Source organism: Methylomonas sp. LWB (genome assembly GCF_001856095.1).
Taxonomy (GTDB): domain Bacteria; phylum Pseudomonadota; class Gammaproteobacteria; order Methylococcales; family Methylomonadaceae; genus Methylomonas; species Methylomonas koyamae_A.
In genome coordinates, this window is sequence record NZ_MKMC01000012.1 from 363,754 (window position 1) to 387,216 (window position 23,463).

14 protein-coding genes are annotated in these 23,463 nt (G+C 59.1%); 8 read left to right on the plus strand and 6 right to left on the minus strand.

Going from position 1 to position 23,463, the window contains the following annotated elements; genetic code table 11:
• Positions 1-2 precede the first annotated feature (2 nt).
• Complete coding sequence (locus BJL95_RS07560; protein ID WP_254786717.1) at positions 3-1,418, minus strand: TolC family protein; 1,416 nt, start codon at positions 1,416-1,418, stop codon at positions 3-5.
• 356 nt (positions 1,419-1,774) lie between these two features.
• Between BJL95_RS07560 and BJL95_RS07565 the strand changes: the two genes are divergently transcribed.
• From BJL95_RS07565 to can, 8 genes are all read left to right on the plus strand, one after another.
• The gene (locus BJL95_RS07565) at positions 1,775-2,044 is read left to right on the plus strand and encodes a YtcA family lipoprotein (RefSeq protein ID WP_064030395.1); all 270 of its coding nucleotides are present in this window, start codon (positions 1,775-1,777) and stop codon (positions 2,042-2,044) included.
• Between the two features lie 8 nt (positions 2,045-2,052).
• On the plus strand, positions 2,053-3,219 hold the full coding sequence (locus tag BJL95_RS07570) for a biotin/lipoyl-binding protein (protein ID WP_071156764.1): 1,167 nt from the start codon (positions 2,053-2,055) through the stop codon (positions 3,217-3,219).
• Positions 3,212-5,452 carry an FUSC family protein gene (locus tag BJL95_RS07575; RefSeq protein ID WP_071156766.1) on the plus strand — a complete coding sequence of 747 codons (2,241 nt, stop codon included), beginning with the start codon at positions 3,212-3,214 and terminating at the stop codon, positions 5,450-5,452. Before BJL95_RS07570 ends, BJL95_RS07575 begins: the two co-directional genes overlap by 8 nt.
• Positions 5,453-5,596: 144 nt before the next feature.
• Complete coding sequence (locus BJL95_RS07580) at positions 5,597-8,119, plus strand: TonB-dependent receptor (RefSeq protein WP_071156768.1); 2,523 nt, start codon at positions 5,597-5,599, stop codon at positions 8,117-8,119.
• A gap of 146 nt (positions 8,120-8,265) precedes the next feature.
• Positions 8,266-8,781: an RNA polymerase sigma factor gene (locus BJL95_RS07585; protein ID WP_071156770.1), complete on the plus strand. Its 516-nt coding sequence runs from the start codon at positions 8,266-8,268 to the stop codon at positions 8,779-8,781.
• A 22-nt stretch (positions 8,782-8,803) separates the two neighbouring features.
• Positions 8,804-9,784 (plus strand): FecR family protein, encoded by a 981-nt coding sequence (locus tag BJL95_RS07590; protein WP_071156772.1) that lies wholly within the window; start codon positions 8,804-8,806, stop codon positions 9,782-9,784.
• A 147-nt stretch (positions 9,785-9,931) separates the two neighbouring features.
• Entirely contained in the window at positions 9,932-12,358 is a 2,427-nt protein-coding gene (locus BJL95_RS07595; RefSeq protein WP_071156774.1) for a TonB-dependent siderophore receptor, read from the plus strand.
• Positions 12,359-12,524: 166 nt separating this feature from the next.
• Complete coding sequence (gene can / locus BJL95_RS07600; protein ID WP_064030413.1) at positions 12,525-13,157, plus strand: carbonate dehydratase; 633 nt, start codon at positions 12,525-12,527, stop codon at positions 13,155-13,157.
• Positions 13,158-13,178: 21 nt separating this feature from the next.
• Here the strand turns inward: can and BJL95_RS07605 are convergent, their stop codons facing one another.
• The 5 genes from BJL95_RS07605 to BJL95_RS07625 all read right to left on the minus strand — a co-directional run bounded on the left by BJL95_RS07605 (position 13,179) and on the right by BJL95_RS07625 (position 23,461).
• Complete coding sequence (locus BJL95_RS07605) at positions 13,179-14,228, minus strand: HD-GYP domain-containing protein (RefSeq protein WP_071156776.1); 1,050 nt, start codon at positions 14,226-14,228, stop codon at positions 13,179-13,181.
• A 366-nt stretch (positions 14,229-14,594) separates the two neighbouring features.
• Positions 14,595-17,909, minus strand: a complete 3,315-nt coding sequence (locus BJL95_RS07610) for a PAS domain S-box protein (protein ID WP_254786719.1) — start codon at positions 17,907-17,909, stop codon at positions 14,595-14,597.
• Positions 17,910-17,918: 9 nt separating this feature from the next.
• Positions 17,919-18,536 carry a YfiR family protein gene (locus BJL95_RS07615; RefSeq protein ID WP_083385770.1) on the minus strand — a complete coding sequence of 206 codons (618 nt, stop codon included), beginning with the start codon at positions 18,534-18,536 and terminating at the stop codon, positions 17,919-17,921.
• Between the two features lie 16 nt (positions 18,537-18,552).
• On the minus strand, positions 18,553-21,036 hold the full coding sequence (locus tag BJL95_RS07620) for a TonB-dependent siderophore receptor (RefSeq protein WP_071156780.1): 2,484 nt from the start codon (positions 21,034-21,036) through the stop codon (positions 18,553-18,555).
• A 160-nt stretch (positions 21,037-21,196) separates the two neighbouring features.
• Positions 21,197-23,461, minus strand: a complete 2,265-nt coding sequence (locus BJL95_RS07625) for an ATP-binding protein (protein WP_071156782.1) — start codon at positions 23,459-23,461, stop codon at positions 21,197-21,199.
• Positions 23,462-23,463 lie beyond the last annotated feature (2 nt).

Below are 23,463 nucleotides of genomic sequence, written 5' to 3' on the forward strand. Positions count from 1 at the left end.
CTTTAAGGCGACTCGCCGCCGCCGGCTGCATATACCAATGCGGCGGCCGATTTCAGCAAATCGGCCCGGCTGTCGATTTCGGTGTAGCGGGCTCGGGCCAGATCCTTTTGCGCGGACAGCAGCTCGATGACGGTGGAGAAGCCGTGCCGGTAGGATTCCTGGGTCGCCGCGTAGGACTCCTCGGCGGCGCGTAGCAGGGCCAGCGCGAATTCGCGTTTTTCCAACGCGGTTTTGGTGTCGGCGTAGGTTTGCCAGATATGGCGCATGATCTCCAGACGCAAGCTGTCGATCTGCGCTTCGCCAGCCCGGCGTTTGGCTTCGGCCTCGTCTACCGCGCCGCGGCGTTCGAAGCCGTCGAACAAATTCCATTCCAGATTCAGCATCGCGCTGCCGACCAGATTGTCCGACGAATAATGCCGTCGGCTTGGCGGATCGGTCTGCACGTCGCCCCAATACTGATTGCCGATGCTGCCTTTCAACGACAGCTTGGGCCAATACTCGGCGCGGGCTTTTCTCACCTCCGCTTCGCGGGCGCGCAGTTCGGCCAGTTTGGCCTGCAAATCCGGGCGCTGTTCCAGGGCCTGGTCGACGATTTTTTCCACCGACGGCGCCAGGGCGTCGGGCAACGGCACCTGACTCAGATCGATCAGAGACAGTTCGACCGACGGCGACAAACCGGCGCTGGTGGTCAACGCCGCTCTGGTCTGAGTCACGGCGCCGCGCGCATCCTGCCAATCGTAATTGGCCTTGGCTTGTTCCTGCAGGGCAAGCAGCAAATCGGGCCGCGTCGCGAAACCTTGCGACAGTTTGGCGTTGACCGCTTCAGCGTTGGCCTTGGCGGCGGTAAATGTTTGCTCCGCGGCCGCGACTTTGGCGATTGCCGCCTGATAGGCGAAGAAACTGTCGGCGACGCGGTAGGCGATCTCCTGGTGTTTGCGGCCGAAGCCGAATTGAGCCGCTTCGAAGCGCTCCAGACTGGCTTCGTCCAAGGCCTCGCGGCGGCCGAAGTCGAACAGCGTCCAGGCCAATTCGGCGCCGCCGAAAGTCCCGACGCCGGTGCTGACCAGCGTGCTTTGCGGAATCGGGATGCTGGTCTTGAAATATTGGCCGAAGGCCAACGCGGTCAGTTTCGGGTACCAGCTGGCGGCTTCCCGTTCGACTCTGGCGGCGGCCGCTTTGGCGTCTTCCCAGCTGAGCCGGGTTTCCGGATGGTTTTGCAACGCCATGTCGATTAGAGCCGGCAGATCGTAACGTTGCCGCACATTCGGCGCGGCGGATGGGCTGGGCGCCTTCTCCACGGACGGCAGCGGATGGCTAACACGGTATTCGGACCAGCGAACCACCGGCGATTGTTGCGGTTCGCCGGCGTCGGGGTGCCGGTGCGCGACGGGCGGCGTACAGGCTGTGCTTATCGACAACAGCAGCGGCAGGCAGCATTTAAATCGCAATGGGCGGCCGGGACTAAAATCGGCGGGCCGAACGCGCGGTACAGGCGGAAACGCGGAAACTGACTGAGTCAAAAAATTCGCCACCATTAGAAGGAAATGCTTATATAGTAACGGAAGCGCCACTGCGAATGTGGCAACAAATTGCCAACGAATATTGAACAATATCGTTGTATCAAACCGATTGTAGCGCTTTACAATAACGATGTTTGAAATCGTATCGGTGGTTGCGCCGGGCACGGCTAACAGCCTATCGTGGGTTTTACAACAGCCGCGTTCGCGATAGTCCGTTTTTTCCATAACGCCAACGTTTCGCATTGAGGGCCGTCATGACTCCGTTTCGTTTGTTTAGATCATTCCCGCTGGCGTATTCGGCGCCGCTATTGCTGGCCGGCTGCGATCCGATGTTGAGCCTGCACGGTTCGTTTTGGCCGGCCTGGATCATCTGCATTTTGACCGGTTTGGCCGCCAGCGTGGCGTTGATGTGGCAATTGGCGCGTGTCGGCTTGGCGCCGCATCTGGGACCGCCGTTGTTGATCGCTCCCAGCCTGTGGGCATTATGCACCTTCGTGATTTGGTTGTTGTTTTACGCAAGTTGAGGCCCGGCATGGCAAACGACCCTAAACTCGACTATCGGCGCCGGGTGCGCATCGGCCGCATTCTCGGCATGGCGATCGTGTTGGCGGCGGTTACGACCGGCGCTTGGGTATGGCAAATCAATTTCCGCCATCCGCGTACCAACGACGCGATGATCCGCGCCGACATCGTCGGCATCGCGCCCGAAGTCTCCGGCCGCATCGTGCGACTGCACGTGCGCGACAATCAGTTCGTACGCAAGGGCGAGTTGCTCTACGTCATCGATCCCAGGCCTTATCAAGCCAAACTGGATCGCGCCAAGGCCGAACTGATGTTGGCGGAACAAGAGGTCGAATCGCTGCGGGCGTCGAAAAGTTCCGCCGTCAGCGCGGTCGCGCGCCTGGAACATCAGCACGCGGCCGCGCTGGCCGAAATCAAACGCATCGCGGCCGACGACGACTATCTGGAACAGTACCTCGAGCAACTGGAGCCGCTGGCGGCAAAGCAATACGTGACCGGCGATCAACTTCGGCAGGCACGCGCCCGTTACTCGGCCTCCCGGGCGGCGTTGGCCGATGCGAAGGCCAAGGCGCTGTCGGTCGGGAGTGCGGTCTCCGAAGCGGAGAGCGATAGCCGGCGCGCGCAATCCCTGATCGCTCAGGTCGGCGACGTCAATGCGCGCGTCGAAGCGGCCCGCGCCACCGTGACCGCCGCCGAGCTGGAGCTGGAATATTGCGAAGTCCGCGCGCCGTTCGACGCCTACGTGACCAATTTGAATACCCGCGAAGGCGAATATGCCAAGGCCGGCGGCCAGTTGTTCGCGCTGGTCGACGACCGGCATTGGTACGCCGTCGCCAATTACAAGGAAACCTATTTGCAATCGATACGCCCCGGCCAGGAAGCGGACGTGTTTCTGGTCGGTTATCCCGGCAAGCGCTTTCGCGGCGTGGTGACCGGCATTGCTTGGGCCAATGCGCCGGACAACGTCAAACAGCAAGGCGGATTGCCGGAGGTACAACGTACGCTGAACTGGGTGGTGCTGGCGTCGCGTTTTCCGGTCAGAATCGAAATCCTCGACCGCGATCCGGAGCGTCCGCTGCGCATGGGGATGACCGCCTTCGTCACGGTACTGGATCGCACCTTGCCGATTCCGGACGATAGCGCCGCATCGGCGGACGGCGATCGGCAACATGACTGATTCTAACCGCCGCGCCCGGCGGGAACGCCACGGCCGGTTTTGGTTCGGCACCGGTCTGGCCGAATTCCTGACCGCCGAGCTGAAGGACTCCCCGGAGCGGCGGATTGCCGCGGCGCGGCTGTTCGCGGTGTCGTTGATTATCGCAACGGTCAGCCAAAGTCTGCACGTGCCGCCGCTGGGCGCGCTATCGCTGTTGGTTTGCCTGAGCTACGATGCTTACGCCAACGCCGGCCAATCGCTGGCATTCGGCTTGCGCCAGTTGTTTTATCTGTTCGTGACGGTGCTGATCTCGGTGTTGGCGTTGATGTTGGCCGGCAACGATCCCTGGCTGATGTTGAGCCTATCGTTCGCGATCATGGCGCTGGCCTTGTTTCACGCCCGACTCATCGCCTGGCCGACCGGCATCGCGCTGTGGTATTCGATTCCGGTGTTGTACAGTCCGACCACGCCCGACGAAAACCTATATCACGCACTCTGGAACATTCCGGTGATCGGCGTGCTCGGCTTGGGCAGTTGGACGCTGGTCCATCTCAGTATCGCGCCGCGCGACCCGCGCACTTTGCTGATTGCCGGCATCGCCGATCAATTGAAAGCGGCGGAGACGATATTTCTCGGCCGCTTGTCCGACAGCGAAGCCCGCAGACCGCGCCGCGCTTCGGTCAAACCGTCATCGATCGGTCTGTTCGGCAAGTTGCAAACCTTGTTGGCCAACAGCGAATTGCTGCATGTGTCGATACGGCGCCGGCATGCGGCGTATCTGGAGTTGCTGCAGGAAATCGACGGTTTGCGTCAAATCGCGCTGTGGCTGGAGCAATCGCTGACCGAAGATTATCGCGCTCAGCCGCTGACAGCGGAAAAGCGCGCCGTCTACGCGGCCTTACAGCAAGCTTGCGCGACCTTGAGACAGGGTTTCACCAACCGGCAAGACCTCAGCGACGGCGTGGCCGCGTTATTGGACGACGAGGTATTGCGGCGTTACGCAGGGACTGGTCAACCGACGGTGCTAACCGCATTTTGGCAAGCCTTGCAACGCATTGCCGCGCTGATGAAACGTTTGCATCAGCCGGCGACGGACTCGGACCCGGCCGAAACGGAAACCGAGCCGCAAGCCGACTATCCGGCCTGGCTGGGCTACGAATTTTGGCGGCGACACGCTGACAGTCTGCAATTCGGCATCAAGTTTTCGTTGGGCGCCATCCTTTGCATGCTGATCGTGCAAAGCCTAGATTGGCCGGACATCAACACCGCGATACCGACTTGCCTGGTGGCCGCGCAGACCAGTCTTGGCGCCGATTACCGGCTGTCGCTGCTCAGGGTCGTCGGCGCCGCGTTAGGCGGAGCGTGCGCCTATGTGTACGTGTGGGTGTTTCAGTCGCAGTTCGATTCCATCATCGGCTTCATGCTGGCGACCGCGCCGTTTTGGGCTTTGTCGGCCTGGATCACCGCCGGCAGCGAGCGCATCGCCTACCTCGGCCGCCAGTTGGGTTTTTCGTTTGCGTTGTTCGTACTGCACGACTTCGGCGCGGTCGAGGATCTATTTTTGCCGCGCGACCGCGTCATCGGTATTTTGCTGGGTCTGACGGTGATGGGCGCACTCGATTATGCGTTGTGGCCGCGCCGGTCCGCGGCGTTGGCGCGTCACCATTGCATCGCCGCGTTGCGTACGCTGGCCAAACTGACGGTGCGACTGCCGGATCCCGGCCATCTGATGAGCTATACGCTGCCGCTGCGGCTGGCGGCGGAAAAGGATTTGGCCGCGGCGCAAGACTTGCTGGCACATGCGGTGCTGGAACCGGATGCCCGCCAAGCCGGCAAGATGCGCGAACGCGGCGTATTGCGCGCGATCATTCGGGACGCGAGCAATCTGTCGGCATTGCTTCAGGTCCGCAAGCGCTATCGTTTGCTGAGCGGCCAGCAATTCGACCGTTTTCCCGAGGCTTTGCAACGCCACAGTCGCGACTTCGACGCCGAGCTGGCCAAGACCCTGGCCCACACCGCCGACGTCGTTGCCGGCGAAAAAGCCGTCGATTTATACGACGCCGATGCGATTGGCCAATTACTGCGGCAGAGTTACATCCGGTATCACGATATCGGCAGCCTGCCGGCCGACCTGGCGATGGAATGGGAATTGCGCTTCTTGCTGGACGAGCAAATCTTGAACTATTTGGAGCGCTTGCAAAATGCCGCGTCGAAATCCTTCCCCGAAACGTCACCCGGTTTTACGAACCGTTAATCCATGTCCGGCGTTTATCTCGGTCTGCCTTGTTGAGGCTATTTCGGTACGTTGCGACTTTTGGTTTCGAAACAAAATAAATTGAGGTGTTTGCCCACGCTAAAACGCTCTTATCGGTGACTCATTCATTTTTCAGGAGAACCGATGAATCCGCTACGAGATTTGCTGGCCGCCGCGCCGTTGGCCGTTTGCCTGGCTTCCGCGCAGGCCGAGGAACAAACCTTCCACTTCAACATTCCGGTCCAGCCGTTGCCGGCGGCGTTGGACGCGCTGGCGGCCCAAACCGGCATCAAACCGTTTTATTCCGACCAGGTCGTCTCCGGCAAAACCGGCCATGCGGTATCCGGCAATCTGACCGCCGCGCAGGCTTTGCAGCAACTTTTGTCGGGTACCGGCTTGAGTTTCAAATTCAACGGCGATCATGCGGTGGCGATTACCCAACCGGATGCCAATTCCGCCGCGACCTTGGCGGCGGTGACGGTGGTTGCCAAGGCGAACGCCGAGCTGTTCGATCCCAACAACGCCAACTACAATCGCGCGTTCGCGTCGGCGTCGACAAAAACCGATACGCCGTTAATGGATACGCCGATGACGGTGCAGGTCGTGCCCCGGCAGGTCTTGAGCGATCAGCAGGCCATCCGCCTGGAAGACGCGGTCAAAAACGTCAGCGGCGTGCAGCCGGTATGGACATCGGGCGGGCAAGGCCAGGACTTCGTGATTCGCGGCTTCGGCACCAACTATTCCAGATTTCGCAACGGTCAACGTATATCCAACTTCAATGCCGACTTGGCCAACATCGAACAAGTGGAAGTCTTGAAAGGTCCGGCGGCGATGTTGTTCGGCCGGGTGCAGCCGGGCGGCATGGTTAACGTCGTCACCAAAAAGCCGCTAAGCGAAGCGCATTATTCGCTGCAACAACAATTCGGCAGTTACGATTTATATCGCACCGTCGCGGAGGCCACCGGACCGCTGAACGACGACAAGAGCTTGGCTTACCGCCTGGATTTCGGTTACACCGACCGAAACTCCTTTCGCGATTTCGTCAGCCAAACTCAAGTATTCGTGGCGCCGTCGTTGCATTGGCAAGCCAGCGATGCGACCGAATTCAATCTGAGCCTGGAATATATGGATCGTAACTTGCCTTACGATACCGGTATTCCCGCCGTCGGTACGCGAGTGGCCAACGTACCGATCAATACCAACTACGGTCAGCCCGGCGGTCAGTTCAATCAGGATCCGTCCGATAGCACGCTGTTGGATTTCAATTGGTCGCACGCATTCAACGATCATTGGACCTTCAAGAACGGTTTCGTCGCCAACTGGACCACCCAGCATTACCGCGAATTGCTGGTCGCTGTATTTCAGCCTTTGTTGGCAACCGACAGCAATCCGCAGGTCGTTCGTCGCGGCTCGCAATTCGAAGATCGCACCGAGGAATCCTATAACGCGTTTTTTAATTTAAACGGCAAATTCGCGACCGGTCCGGTCAACCACAACGTTTTGGTGGGCGGGGATTACTTTTACGATGAGGTGCGCCAATCCGGCTTCTTCGGTTTCAACGCCGTCAACGCGCCGGCCAACAGTCCTTATCATTTTCCCGCCGATTTCGGCGGCGGCAATTTCGCCTTTACCCGGGTCAACCTTTACAACCCGGTTTACGCGAATTTGGATTACAACACCTACGAATTTCAACGCATCAACCATCCCAACGATTTCTCGATCAACCAAACCTCCTGGTACGGCCTTTACTTCCAAGATCATCTGGCATTTTTCGACGGCAAATTGCAAATTCTGGGCGGCGGCCGCTACGACTGGGCCCACCAGGCTACGGGCGCCTCAACTTCTTATCAAAACTCCGCCGATCAGAACGACAACTACAACGGCTACATTCCCAGTTTCGGCAACGTCAATCTCGCGGCCCAAAGCGAGGGGTTTTTTAGCCCCCGAGTCGGTATTCTGTACCGCCCATGGAATTGGCTGTCACTGTACGGCAACCGAGTGGAGGGATTCGGGACGAACAACGGCCGCTCCGAGAGCGGACAACCGTTGAAACCCGAAACCGCCGAACAGTATGAAGCCGGCTTGAAAGGCGAATGGTTTAAAGGCGATTTGACCGCTAATCTGGCCTATTTTCATATCGATAAACAAAATGTGGCAACCCTGGTTCGGGAAGGCATTTCCGAGACCATCGGCGCCGCGCGCAGCCAAGGTATCGAAATGGACGTCGCCGGGCAATTGGGCGGCGGCTTTAGCCTGATCGCTAGCTATGCGTTCACCGACGCCCGTATCACCCAGGACGGCGCGTTGTCCGGCAACATCGGCCACCGCTTGCCGAACGTCGCCGAACACTCCGGTAGCACCTGGCTGAAATACGCCTTTCAAAATCCGACGCTGTCCGGTTTAAATCTGGGCATCGGCGCCTATCTGGCCGGTAAGCGAGAAGGCGACAACGCCAACAGTTACCAGTTGCCCGGCTATGTACGGGTCGATACCTCGGTCGGTTACAGTTTGCGCCTGGGTGCCAGCAAACTCACCACCCAATTGAACGTTTACAATATTTTCGATAAGCGCTATTTCGTGGCGGGCGAACCCTATAACGCCAATCGCGCCTGGAATATGCCCGGCGATCCGTTGACGGTGATTGGGTCGATGAAGTTGGAGTTTTAAACCGGATAGACGGCACGGCAGGGCGGTTGGTTTACGTGGTGCTTGGTCGCGCTAAGGCCGATCGCTTTGCGGCGATCGGCCGTGATTATTGATAACGCAGCGCCGGAGTATTTGCTATAAAGGCGATTTTTGTCCCTGCATCAGTGATGGCCCGAAAACAAAATTGGCTGGAACGCTTGTTCAGACTGCACCGGCAGGAGTTGTTGGGATTCGCCGGGCAGCGCTTGGACGATGCCGCCGAAGACCTGGTGCAGGATGCGTATCTGCGCTTGTTGGAACACGAGGCGCCGGATGCGATCTTGAACCCGCGGGCTTACTTGTATCGGGTGACCGCCAATGCTGCGGTGGATTTGCGGCGCAAGCGGCAGGTACGCGAACTGTACGACGGCGAAATCGAAGATTTCGATCAAATCAGCAGCCCAGTAGCAACGCCTGAAGCCATATCGGCCGATCAACAAACCCTGCGCTTGTGCATGCAGGTGTTGCAGGAATTGCCGGAAATCCAACGGCATATTTTTCTGTTGCACCGCATCGAAGGCTACAGTCATCGGGAAATCGCCGAGACCCTGAAGCTACCGCGACGCACGGTCGAGCGGCATTGCGCGAAAGCATTGGAACTATTCCTGACGGCAGTGGACGCCGCCGATTGGGATAGGGATTGATCGCGTGGCCGCCCGAATGCCCATGAACTCGACGAATAGCGACGAGCGAGACGCCCGGATACGCAGGGAAGCGTCGGCCTGGCTGGCGCGCCTGAATTCCGGCGACTGCTCCACCGACGATCGTGCCGGCTTCGAGGCCTGGTTGGCCATGGATACTCGCCACGCGGACGCCTTTCGCCGCGCGGAGCGTTTATGGCGCGAGTTGGCCGGTCTCGGCGAAGTGGCGCGGCCGCAACTTAAACAGGCTCAAGCGGTTTACCGGCACGCTCGCCGCAAGCGACGTTGGCCGATGGCCGGATTGGCCGCCGCCGCATTGCTGGCCGGCGTATTGATCGTCAATCCGCCGATCTGGCAGTGGCTGACCGCCGAGCGCTTTACGACAGGCAAGGGCGAACGGGAAACCGTGACGTTGAGTGACGGTTCCAGTATTGAATTGAATACCGACACGGCGATTCGGGTCAATTACTCTGCGCGGGCCCGCCGGGTCTGGCTGGAGCGGGGAGAGGCCTGGTTTAACGTGGCCCACAATAACTTAACCCGGTTCGAGGTTCGCGTCGGCGAGGGGTGGATAGAGGATATCGGCACTCAATTCAATGTGCGCCGGGATCCGGCGAACCTCGATGTTGCCGTTCAAGAGGGCGAAGTCGCGGTTCAGGTTGCCACGAACCCCGAGGTACTGCATTTGACCGCCGGGCAGCAAACCAACTTTGATCGACAAGGGCGTGCCGCGCCGGTGCGGGCCGGCGATCTAGCAGCCATTGCCGCGTGGCGGGGCGGGGTGCTGGTTTTGAAAAATCTGACCCTGGCGGACGTGGCGCGGGAGCTGGAGCGCTATCATGCGGTGTCGATTGAAATCGCCGACGCTGACTTGCGGCAATTGTCGGTCAGCGGCCGCTTTCCGACCGACAATCTGCCACTGGCCCTGAATACCATCGCCACCGCATTGCCGGTCAGGATCGCGTATTTGGACGGTAACCGAATCGGCATCCTGGCCAGACGGTAAGTTTGGTCTTACGGGCTTAAAGACTCCGCGCAGCGTGTTCCAGCATACCGGCATACCGGCAATGCTTGCTAAATCGGCGAATGTGGCGGTGTTTTATTTTTGAAACGGTCTTATCGAACGGAACCCAAACCACGATAAGGAGAACCGATGTCAAACATGCCGCTGTATATTTTCGTTGCCCCGTTGCTGCTGGCCTCCAGCGCCGCGCGGGCGGACGACCAGACTTTCGCGATCAACATTCCCGCCCAACCGCTGGCCCGCGCCTTGGATGCTTTGTCGCGGCAGACCGGCGTGCAACCGTTTTACGCCGATGGCGCGGTGGCCGGCAAAACCGCGCCGGCGGTCAACGGCCGCTTCAGTGTGGCGCAGGCCTTACAGCAGTTGTTGGCCGGTAGCGGTCTAGTGTTCAGTTTTACTGCCGCCAATACAGTGGCGATCAAACCGGTGGGCGCGGCCGGCGAACGCGTCGAGACGCTGGGGGCGGTGACCGTCACCGCTCAAACGGCCTACTTGGCCAACGATCCTTACAACCCGCAATACAGTCGCACCCACGCCAGCACCGCAACCCGCACCGATACGCCGTTGATGGACACGCCGACTTCGATACAAGTCGTGCCGCAACAAGTCTTGAAGGATCAGCAAGCGATTACGTTGGCCGACGGCTTGCGCAACGTCAGCGGCGTGCAAATCAGCCCGTCGCCAACCTACGAAAATTTTACCGTGCGCGGCTTCGACATGAACGGCGCGACTTACCGCAACGGTATCCGCGAGGCGTCCTGGGCGGCGGAAACCGCCAATGTCGAGCGTTTGGAAGTGCTGAAAGGTCCCGGCGCGATGCTGTATGGGCGGATCGAGCCGGGCGGGATGATCAACCGGGTCTTGAAAAAGCCGCTGTTCACGCCGTATTACGCGCTGCAGCAACAGTTCGGTTCGTTCGATAACTATCGGACCACGTTGGACGCCACCGGCGCGTTGAACCAGGATAAAACCTTCGCCTACCGCTTCAATCTGGCTTACCAGGACACCAAGTCGTTTCGGGATTTGTTTTACCGCGACCGTATCTTCATCGCCCCGCAATTTACCTGGAAGGTCAGCGATCGGACCGAGGTCAATTTCGGTATGGAATATCAACGCGACGACTTTCGCTGGGACGACGGGCTTCCGGTGCTGAATGGAGCGACTCGACCGGCCAATTTGCCGATCAACACCGCGTTAAGCGACCAGTCGGCGCACGCCAATCAGGAGCGCAATGTCGCCGACCTGAACTGGTCGCATGCTTTTAACGACGATTGGAAAATCAGTCAGCAATTTTCGGCCTTTCTCGGCAGCCGGATTCAATACGACATTTTTCCGTACGGCATTCATGCCGACCAGCGCACCGTCGATCGCTACAATTGGGACAACAATGTCAAAAGTTCGCAAACCTATTCGTTCAATACCAATCTGTTGGGCCATCTGAATACCTGGGGCGTCAAACATACCTTGTTGGTGGGTCACGACTATTACGCGTACACCGACGAAAGCCAGAATCGCTGCTGCGCCAGCGTCGATAGTATCGACATCTATAACCCGCAGCCCTTTACCGGCAACTTGGCGCTGCTACCGTTGAATTACGGCCATTACCATCAGGAATGGAACGGCGTGTATTTTCAGGATCAAATGGTGTTCTGGGATAAGCTGCATTTATTGGGCGGCGGCCGCTATGACTGGGCCGACTACGGCGTCGGCAGCTCCGGCAGTTCCTATGCCGCCGCCGAGGCCGCCATGAACGCAAACCATGTGTCGGCCGGAAAATTCAGTCCGCGGGTCGGCGTGTTGTATAGGGCCTTTCCGTGGCTGTCCTTGTACGGCAACTACACCGAATCGCTGGGTACCAATAATTCCTACAGCGCCCGCAATACGGACGGCACGCCGTTAAAGCCGCAAGAAGCCAGACAATTCGAAGGCGGCATCAAGACCGAACTGTTCGATCAAAAATTGACCGCCAGTCTGGCTTATTTCGATATCGTCAAAACCAATTTGGCCACCGGCAATCCCGATCCAACGTTGGCTTTACTTGGCTATACGACCACGGTGGGCGCGGCACGCAGTCGGGGCGTTGAGTTCGACTTGGCCGGGGAGCTATCCGAGAATTGGAGTTTGATCGCCAATTACACCTATTTGGATACCCGCATTACTAAGTTTACCGAGCAGGACGTCTACGGTGGCGTCAGCCTGCTGGGCAAGCGTTTTCCCAACGCACCACGCCATTCGGCTAATGTCTGGTTGAAATACGAATTCACCGATCCGGCCTTCGCCGGCCTCAGTTTGGGCAGCGGTATCCGCGTGACCAGCCAGCGCCAGGGCGATCCGCAAAACAGCTATCAATTGCCGGGCTATGCGACCTGGGACGCTTCGGCGGCTTACAAATTCAAGGTGGGGCCGACTCGGATGACCGCGCAACTCAACGCTTATAATCTGTTGGATAAGCGCTATTTCACCGGGGCGGATACCTTCGACGCCAGCCAGCGCTACTATGGCAATATGCCCGGTGCGCCGATCAGTTTTATCGGTTCTATCAAGGTCGAGTACTAGATCTATACCCGATGCAAAGCTAGCGGTCGAAAACGCCGACGCTATCGGAGATAATGGGCGGTTTGAGATTCGGGTGCTACCCGGCCTGGCGGACGGCGTCGAGTCTGGCAGGGTGCGGCGACACTGAGTCTCGGTTTGCAAACAACTCAACCCGATAGGTCGGCCCATGCATACACCCTCTAAACTGCTGTTGGAAAACCGCGCCTGGTCGCAGGACATGGTCGCCAAGGATCCCGGTTATTTCATCGAGTTGGCCAAGGAACAGCGCCCGGATTTTTTATGGATCGGTTGTTCCGATAGTCGGGTGCCGGCCGAAACAGTGGTCAATGCTCAGCCCGGCGAAATCTTCGTGCATCGCAACATCGCCAATCAGGTGATTACCACCGATTTCAATTGCCTGAGCGTCTTGCAATATGCCATCGCGGTTTTGAAGGTAAAACATATCGTCGTTTGCGGCCATTACGGTTGCGGCGGCGTCAAGGCGGCGATGCAGCCGCAACGCGGCGATCTGACGATTACCAATAAGTGGTTGATGCACATCAAGGATGTTTATCGGCTGCATCAGGACGAGCTCGCTTATTTGAGCGAAGACAAAAAAGTCGATCGGATGATAGAGCTGAATATCCTAGAGCAGGTACACCGTTTGTCGCATACCTCCATCGTGCAGACGGCCTGGAAACACGGCCACCAGCCGACCTTGCACGGTTGGGTGTACGGATTGAACGACGGGATCATCGAGCAATTGATAGAGCTGGATCATACCGCCGAGATTCCGCCGATCTATCGTTACGGCGCCTAAGCGGACCCGGCGGGTCCGCGGTTAACTCTCCAGCTGGTAGCCCTTGTCCCGAAACAGCCGAAGCGCGGCGTCGGCGACCTGCGGGTCGAACATGATCCCCCGCTTACTTTCGATTTCCGCCAAAGCGGTGTCTATGCCCAAACCAGGCCGGTAAGGGCGATGGGAGGCCATTGCTTCGATGACGTCGGCAACCGCTATGATCCTGGCCTCCAGGTGAATTTCCTCGCCCTTTAAGCCTTGCGGGTAGCCGGAACCGTCCAGCCGTTCATGGTGTTGACCGACAAACTCGGCGATCGGCCACGGGAAATCGATGGCTTTCAGGATGTCGTAGCCGTCCTGGGCATGCAATTTGATCAGCGAGAATTCCAGTTCGGTCAGCCGGCCCGGCTTGCACAGAATTTCCGCCGGAATCTTGACCTTGCCGACATCGTGGACGACAGCGGCCAGATGCATGCCTTCGATGCGATTATCCGGTAGGCCCATTTCTCGGGCAATTTCGGTGGCTACCTGGGCGACCCGGCGCTGGTGACCCGCGGTATACGGATCGCGCATCTCGACGGTAGCGGCGATTGCGGTGATGGATTCCAGTAAATTGGCCCTCAACTTCAATTCGCTGCGTTTCAGCGACTGGGTACGCTCCTCGACCATGTCGCCCAAATGGTGGCGCAGCCGGTTGAGTTCCAGGTGGGTGTGGACGCGGGCCAGCAGTTCTTCGCGCTGGAACGGTTTGGTCACGTAATCGACCGCGCCTAATTCGAAGCCGCGCAGTTTTTCCTGGGTGTCGGACATTGCACTGACGAAAATGACCGGCACGTCGCTGGAGCCGGGAATTTGCTTAAGCCGTCTGCAGACTTCGAAGCCGTCCATGCCCGGCATGCTGACATCAAGCAAGGCCAGTTCCGGTGCCTGGATCTCGGCGGCGTGCAGCGCCAGTTCGCCGCTGATCGCCGAGCGTACTTCGTAGCCCTCGGCCTTGAGCACGTCGGTCAGCAGCCTGAGTGAGGCCGGCGTATCGTCCACCGCCAAGATCAGGCCTTTGGACGAAGTCGAACCGGATTGTTCATCAATCATTGGGTTTTCCCTGGTCAAGGCGGGCCTCCTCCGGTTGCGCGGCGGCTACTTGGATTAGCGCGGCCGATGGGTTGGGGTACTCGAATTCCTCCGCCGGCAGCCGCCATCTTTGGCTGCCGGCGGAGGAATTCGCCGATTCTGCCGACAGGCGCTTCCTTGGTTGTCAACGCTCCTGAATCAGCGCCGCATCGGTCTTATACAACCGGTTATTGTATGCCGAGTTGTCTTACCCTGCACGAGCGGCTTCCCTTTTTAAGCTAAGGTTTTGAGCATCGCGTCTCGCTGGATCGTTAATCATAGTGCGCCATCTTGCGTCGAGCGATCGTTGAATAGCCAGAATATAGCCATTTGTAGACCGGCGCCGATCTAGCCGTTCTTCCGCTTAGCGGCATCCAGATATCCGAGCAACGCTTGATAATTGAATTGGTCGGCCACGCCGGACAACGCGACCGCCAGGCTTGGGTCTAGCAAGGCGATTTCGGCGATCAGCGCGGCGACCGCTTCGCTGTTCAGGTTTTCCAAGGCGTTGGTCAGCCGATTGCGCAATTCGGCCGGAAGCGCCGCCAGCGCGTCGGTATCCACGGCCGGTGCGGCGGTGGCCGGCGCCTCGCTGGCGTAGCGATAGCTCAGTCCCAGCTGCCGAGCCAGGCAGTCGTATATTTCCGCGAACTGGTAAGGCTTACGGATCACGTCGTCCATGCCGGCGTCCAACATTTCCTGCTGCTGTTCCTGAAACGCCGACGCGGTGACCGCGATAATTTTAACGTGTCGTCCTCCCGGCGCTTGCCGAATCCGCTGGGTGGCCTCGATGCCGTCCATCACCGGCATGCGCCGGTCCATCCAAATCAAGTCCGGATGCCAGTTTTCGAATAGCGTTACACAATCCCGGCCATTCTCTGCGAATTTCGTGTCCAGGCCCAAGCCGGTCATCAAGCGTCCCAGCAGCAAGCGGTTTTCGTGCTGATCCTCGGCGATCAGTATCCGGTAACGGGGTTGACCGCCGGCCAGGCCGATCACCTTGCCGCCGGAAGCGGAGGATAACTCGGTAATACCCTCCGCGCCGGCCAGTGCCACCGGTAACTCCACTCGAAACAGCGAGCCTTGGCCCAATTCGCTTTTAACGCGAATGTCGCCGCCCAGCATCCGGACGAATTGGCGGGTAATCGTCAGTCCCAAGCCGGTCCCTTGTTGAGAGACGCCGTCGGCCAACTGTACGAAGGGTTCGAACAAGCGCGATTGATCTTCCGCCGCGATGCCGGGGCCGCTGTCCTCCACCTCGATCAGCAAATGATGTTTGGCGTTGTGCTTGATCCCCATCCGCAGCGTGACGTGTCCGTGCTCGGTAAATTTCACGGCGTTGTTGATCAGATTGATTAATATCTGCCGGATGCGGGCTTCGTCGGAACTGACGTAGCGAGGGCATTCGTCGGCTTGCTCGAGCACCAGCGACAAACCTTTTTCGCGAGCCCGGATGCGCATCATCTCGGTGACGTCCTTGACCAGCGCGTATAAATCGAACGCGGCGATGTCCAGTTGCAGACGGCCCGCTTCGATTTTCGCGACTTCCAGTACGTCGTTGATCAGATTGAGCAAATGCTCGCCGCTACGATTGATGATATCCAAGCTCTCCGCCTGATGCTCGGTGATCTGCGGGTCGTGGCGCATCATGCCGGAGAAACCCAAGATCGCGTTGAGCGGCGTCCGCAATTCGTGGCTCATATTGGCTAGGAACACGCTTTTGGCCTTGTTGGCGGCTTCCGCCGCGTCGCGGGCCAGCCGCAATTCGTCGGTGCGGCGCCGCACGGTGTCTTCCAGTTGTAGCTTATATTGGTCCAGCTCCGCCTCGATACGCTTGCGCTCGGTAACATCGCGGGCGATCGCCAGCACGCTGGCTACCTCGCCATGTTCGCCGAGTTCCGGAATATGGCGAATTTCGGTGGTACGTCCGGTCGGCCAGGTAAATTCCATCAAATTCGGCGCGCCGCTGCCGACAACCCCCAACACGGCGTTCAGCAATGGTTGCGTCAGGTCCGGATTGCCCGGTATCGGCAATTCGCATACGGTCTTGCCGATCGGCGACATTCCGGCAGTTCCCGAGCTGCGCGCGGCCGCCGCATTGATGTACAGATGGCGGCCCAGGGTGTCGAAGCGTACGATGCCGTCGGGATGGTTCTCGGTCAGCGTGCGAAACTCGCGCACCCTTTTCGCCAGGGCCGCCTCGGCTTGCTTGCATTCGCTAACGTCCCGGCAAATGACCAAGTTGTAGATTTGGCCGGCGAATTCGAACACATTGGCCGTGATCTCCACCGGAAAGCGTCGGCCGTCCCGGCGTTGATGCTGGGTTTCGAATTGCGCGCGCCGCCGCTCGCTCAGTTCCCGCCGGAAGCTCGCCCACATCGCGTCGGTCCAATCCGGGATGATGTCGAATAGGCTCATGCCGCCGGTGAGTTCTTCGCGGCTATAGCCCAGGGTGCGCACCGTACTTAGATTGGCATACAAAAAACGCGGGTCGTTCTCGCCCATCAACAATATCGTCTCCTCGACTCGATCCAGCGCGAAACTGAGCAAATGCAGGCGTTGCTGGGTTTGCTTGCGTTCGGAAAGGTCGTAGGTCAGGCCGACGAAGCCGCCGATCCGTCCGGCATCGTCGCGCAAAGCGGTAATCGACAAATACACCGGAATCCGTTGCCCGTTCTTACGGATGAAGGTCCATTCGCGTTCCTCCGGTTGATGACGCATCGGCTTGGCGGTGAATACCTCGAAGCCCGGCGATAGGGTTACTCCGAGTTCCGCGGACAGCTCGCGAGCGTAGCGGGCGATTTCCTCGCCGTCGTGCCAAAGCGCGGGTGTCGCGCGGCCGACGACTTCGCTTGCGGCATAACCCAGTAAACGCTCGGCGGCCGGATTGAAACTGGTGACGGTGCCGTCCGGGGATGTGGAGATGATACCGTGGGCGATGTTTTGCAATATCGTGTGTTGGAACACGTTGGCATGGCGCAATGCCTGCTCGCGTTCCTGGATTGCCGCCATCATCGCGTTGAAGTTTTGTCCCAAGCGCGCCAGTTCCTCGGCGCCGCCGGCCGGCACGCGGTGGTGGTAATCGGCCGAGAACCTCACCCGTTCGCTTGCGTCGGTCAGTGCGGCGATCGGCGCGACGATGGCGCGCTTCAGCATCAGTTGTTGGCCTATCGTGGCGATCAGCAGCACCAGCACGCCGCCGCCGAATAAAGCGAAGATTTCGCGGGTTTGCTGCTCGATGGCCGCCATACTCATGGCCAGATACAGCCTGGCGCCGCTGGATAAGGTTTGCAACCAGTCGGCGCGCTCGCGATTCACGAAAATCCCGTCCTTTTCGGGAAGTGCCCGCGCTAGAGAACTTTGCGGCAAACGCTCGAAACTCGCCAACACCCGGCCGTTGTCCAAAACGATGGCCGCCGCTTGAATTTGCGGATTGGATTTTAAGGTGTCGAGGATTTCCTGCGCACGCGTCGGATCTTCGAAGGCGATGGCTGTATCGGTGCCAACCGCGATCATTCGCGCGTAGGGTTCGATGATTTGCGCGGCTCTTTGCTCCCGCGTCAGGTTTTGAAACATTGCCAAGCCGGCGCCTGCCAACAGAAACGCCAGCAGGGCGCTGCCCCACAGAATCAGTACCAGCCGGCCTTGGATGTTGGATGGCATCGTCATCGCTTAGCGTACCCGGCGAAAAATACCGTTGATCAAGATTTCGTTGGAGACTTCCAGCAGCTTGGTTTGAATCGTCAGCGAAACGGCGCGGGCTTGATCGAGATTAATGGTCATGCCGACCCGCTCGTCGACTTTAAAGCGGATAACGCCGCCATCCGCAATAAAGTCTTCCGCATCTCCGACCGTCAGTACCGGTTTTCGTTTCAGCTCGGCCAACGCGGCGTGGCGAAGCGTAATGTCGGTGTACGCAACAAAGACGATATGGCAGATCGGCAAATCCGCCGGGCTTTCAGCTCTCACGATTTGAAACGCGTGACCCTGCTCGCTTCTATCCTTGACACTGGTTTCCAGTACCTCGCCGAAGGGGTCGGGACCCAACACCGCGATGCACCAGGGCCTATCGACGCTGGGGGAAACCGGCTCCGGCCAAGTGACGTAGCGGGCGAAATTGCGTAAAAACGCGGCTTTGACGCGAATCGCGCTGCTCTGCCCCGGCGTCGGGTCGGCATTCACCGCCGGAACCAACATACCCAGCAACAGTGCCGCGATGCCCAAGCGGCGCCGGGAACGCCGATTGAGTCGCGGAGTGGCGTCGAAACAGGCGAGGTCGGCGTGTTTCATGGTTCAGGTGCCGCCATCAAAACTTGACGGAGAAACTGATCGTCAGCTCGCGCGGCCGGCCGCGGCTGCTTTGCGAGGGACGATATTGTTCGTCGAGCAAATTTTTCCCCATGAAATCCACGCTCAGTTCGTGTTCGCCGACTCGCCAGCTATAGCCGATCAACGCGTTCAACAGCAGATAGGTTTGCCGGTCCGAGCTTGGGGTATCCGATAACAAGGTTTGATCGTAGACGAAATTGAAGCCGCCACCGATATGCAAGCCGCGCCAGGCGTCGGCCTTGAAGTCGTAACGCGTCCACAGATTGGCAAGATGCGGCGCGCTCATTTGCAGCGGCGCGTTATGAAATCGCAGCGCATTCTTGTAATACGTTAGGCCGGTGGCGTCCAGCGTATCGGGGTTCTGGGCCAGGATGGCATCGTCCCGGCCGGTGAACTCGGTAATCTTGGCATCCATATAGGTATAGGATAGATAGAGCTGCCATTGCTCGGTCAATTGGGCGGTGGCATCCCATTCGATGCCGCGCGAAGTTTGCTTGCCGGTCTGTACGCCGTAGATCGTCACGACGCCGTTGGCATCGGTAACGGCCAAGTCGTTGACGATGTTTTTATTTTCGATGTCGAAGTAGCTCAAGGTGCTGGACAGGCGGCCGTCGAGCCATTCCGCTTTGATGCCGACGTCGTAGCCACGGCCCTCGCTGGGGTCCGGAATGGCTGTGCCGCCGTCAAGACGGTTGATGGAAAATGTGCCGGGGACGAAGGATTCGGCATAGCTGGCGAACCAGGACCATTCCGGCGTCAATTTGAACAATAGCCCGTACTGTGGCGTCACTCGGCTGGCGCTAACCCGCGGCTGCGACCGCTGGTTCAAGACGTCGCTAAGCCGGCTTTCGGTCTCGGTCCAACGCCAGCCGGTTAGCACCAGTAAGCGATCTTCGAAAATTCCGAAGGTCGAGCCGCCGTAAACCGACTTATCCGCCGCGTTGAGGTTTTGGTCGAACCGGGAAGCTGTCAATCCCGACAAGCCGATCGACGTGTGGCGATTCCAGGTCGAGGGATCGCTCAAATCCCATAGCGGCAGCGGCGACGCGGTCGGATTGCCGCTCAGGCTTGGATCGTTGGGCGCCTGACCGGCCCAGCGGTGAAAATTGCGGTCCACGTACTGCCCACCGAACAACAAGCGCAGACTGGCGAAGCCCAAGTCGTAGCGGCCGACGCCTTGCAGTTCTATCGTGTCGTCGCGGTTGTTGTAAACCTGATGGCGGACCCGGCGGCCCTGCAGGGTCGTGACGTTGTTCGCCATGCCGAAATTGCCGGTGGCCAATGCATCCACGTCGTATTCCATATGGGAATAGCCTGCCCGCAAATTCCAGTGTTCGTCGGCTTTGAAGTCTAACCAGGTGCTGAGGTTATCGGTATTGCTATGGCGATAATCGCTGTAGGCCATGCCGTTCCAGGTGTCAGGCAGGCCCGGCACGTCGACGCCGGATCGGTTGGGATCGGTTGCACTGGGCATGATGCCGGTCCAAGTACCGTAACCGGGCTTTTGCATGAGTTGCGGCGCTTCGATCTTTTCGAACCGCTCGTATTTCAGCGATAGGCTGAAGCGGTCGATGGGCTGCCAAAGCAGGGATGGCGAAATATTCCAGGCATGGGCGTCATAAGGCTCCCAATAGTGCAAATCTTGGTCGTAAGAGGCCGCCATTCGGTAGAACAGAGTTTTCGAGGCCGGCCCGGTTACATCGGTTTCAAAGCGGTATTGGCCGTAGGAACCGTAACGGGCGGCGACATTCGCCGCGAATTGGCGCCGAGGCGTTTTGGTGATGACGTTGACGATGCCGCCCGGCGCGACTTGCCCGTACAGAAACGAGGCCGGCCCCTTGACGACTTCTACCCGCGACACATTCGTGAAATCCAGGATCGACGGACCATGCACCCCGTCCCGCAAGGTCTGGATATTGCCGCCGGCCAACGAGCCAACGGTAAAGCCGCGTATCGCTAGATTCGCGTTACCTTCGTTGAAATCGTTGCTCCGATAGGTGACGCCGGGAGAATAGCGGGCGATGTCGAAAATCTCGCGAGGCCGTTGATCCTTGATAAAGGCTTCGGTAAAGCTTTGGATCGCGAAAGGCAGTTCGCGAATCGGCGCGTCGAAACGCGAGCCTGACACTGAATTGGAGGCCCGGTAACCGCTGTCGAGACCACTAGACACTTCGAAGGGCGAGATTTTGACCTTGACCAGCTCGTCAATGTCCATGTCCGCGACATCCTTTAACGGGCCGTTGAATTCGTCGACGGCGGCTAGCGATTCGCTTAGGCTTTCGAGAGCGTTGGAGTTTGAGGGGGCCGAATCGGGCTGGGTGGCGCTGGCCGGTTTAGCGGGCGAGATTGCGGTGTCCTCAGGTTCGTTCGCGCTCGCAAGCGAAGCCAACTGCGACAAACTCAGCGCTAACGCCAGTTTGGCAATCGCCGTTAAGTCGGCGTCATGCTTACCTGCTTTCATTCGAAGCCCCCGGAAAATTCGTTAAACCGCATACGGATTTTCAGCGTCACCACGCCACTTACGTTAGCCGATAAGCATAGCCGATAGGTCGAAAACCACGCGAATATTCAAGTTAGGCTAGCCGAGCTGGCGGCGACGCGGCTGCGTAGCGTGCCGCCGGTTAGTCGAGGTCAGCGGTGTCTAGGAGTTTCAAAATGCCCGGATAGTCGAAATTCGCCGCCAACGCGGCCAGCCGCTCCGCCAGCGCGGCGTGTCCGACGCCGATTTGACTTATCGCTGCCGCTATTTGGGCTGCATCCAGGCTCTCCAGTGCCTGCCGCAGCGATAGGCGCAACGGCGCCGGCAAGTCGGCCAGCGAGTCCTCGATCGGAGCGTTGGCGGGAGGTTCGACGCTATTCGATAAACGGTCGTCAACGAACTCGAGGCCCAAATGCCTGGCCAAGCAATCGTAGATCTCTTGAAACCGGTAAGGCTTGGGAATGAAGTCGTCCATGCCGGCGTCCAGCATTTCCTGCTGCTCTTCCCGGAAGGCGGAGGCGGTAACGGCGATAATCTTGATCCGGTTGCCGCCCGGCAGGCGGCGGATTTGCCGGGTCGCCTCGACGCCGTCCAGTACCGGCATCCGTCTATCCATCCAAATCAGATCGGGTTGCCAGTCCCGACAGAGATCCAAACACTGTTGGCCGTTGCCCGCAATTCGGGTTTCCAGGCCAAGACGGTTCATCAATTGCCGGAGTAGAATCTGGTTTTCGATTTGGTCGTCGGCGATCAAGATTCGATAAGCCGGTTGGCCAGGCGCCAGGCGGATCGCCGACCCCGATCTGGGGGTAAGGCTTACCGGAAATGCCTCATCCGCCACTAGTTCGACCGGCACGTCGACGGAAAATAGCGAGCCCTTGCCGGGCGTGCTGGTCACCGAGATTCGGCCTCCCATCAATTCGACGAATTGTCGGGTAATGGCCAAGCCAAGTCCGGTGCCTTTTTGATCGCCGTTATCCGCCAACTGCACGAACGGTTCGAACAAGCGTTGTTGATCCTCCGGGGCAATGCCGGGTCCGGTGTCTTCGACCGTCATCAGCAAGTGCTGGCGGTGGTTTTCCAGCGTCGCCAGCCTTACCGTCACATCGCCTGCTGGGGTGAACTTCAGCGCGTTGCCGATCAGATTCACCAATATCTGGCGGAGCCGAGCTTGGTCGGCCTTGATGAAACGGGGAAACTCGGACGATTGGTCTACGCCGAGCCGTAAACCTTTGGCTGACGCCCGTGCTTGCATCATGTCGGTCACGTCTCTGACCAGGCCGCCGAGGTCGAACGGCGCGACCGTCAATTTGAGTTGACCAGCCTCGATCTTGGCGATTTCCAGCACATCGTTGATCAAATCCAGCAGGTGCTCGCCGCTACGATTAATGATGTCCAGACTTTCCAGCTGGCTTTCGCTCAGTTCGGGATCGTCGCGCAACATGCTGGAAAAGCCCAAAATCGCGCTCAAGGGCGTACGCAGTTCGTGGCTCATATTGGCGAGAAACGCGCTCTTGGCTTTGTTGGCCGATTCGGCCGCGTCGCGGGCGCGCGCCAATTCCTCGGTGCGTAGCGCCAGTTGTCGCCTATCCTCGCGAAATTGCGCCACGGCCTGGGCCATCTCATCGATTTCGTCGAGGTCGGATCGCGGCGTACTCCCGGTCGCGTTGTCGGGATGGTCTTCGCGTAATTGGCGACTAATGTGTTGCAGACGCGCCAGTACGTGCCGGCCCACGAAGACTTGGGCGATCGTCCAAGCCAGCAGTAAGCTGCCGGCCAGTAGGATTTCCACCCAATGTTCCTTGTCGCGGGCGGTTTGCCACAGCTCCCTCACGCTGTTCCGGTAGGCTTCGGTATATTGATCGTTCAAGGTCCGCGCGGCGTCTACCATCGCGGTGGCCTGGCGGCGGAGCTCCTCGTCGAATTCCTGTTGCACGCGATGGCGGGCGGCGCTGTCGGCTACGTCTTGGGGCGCCAGGGATTCGCGCACGGCGCTTTCCCGCAACTGCGCGACGACATTCGCGGTATTGCGAAACAATTGACTGGCTTGCCGCAAATCCAGCAAGGCGGCGTCTTCGCCGCCGGCGGCCAGCTTGTCCACCAATACATCGAAGATTTCCATGCGCTTGGCGATATCGGCGTAACTTGCCCGCATTGGGGCGAGTGCGCCGGTCCTTGCCAATTGGTAGGAGGCGCGTTCGATCTGCAAGGTCTGGTCGACCATCTGTTGCGCTTGCCGCAGGCTTTCCAAGCGTTCCTCCGCCAGCCAGGCGACGGTGTTCGCCGAGCCGCGCAAGGCATGGACCGCAGTCAGGCCGCCGGCCAGAATTAAGGCCGCCAGCGCGGCCAATGTGAACAGAAATTGCCGGCGTAGCGTACGGGGCAGATAACGGCGTGACAGGCTCATGT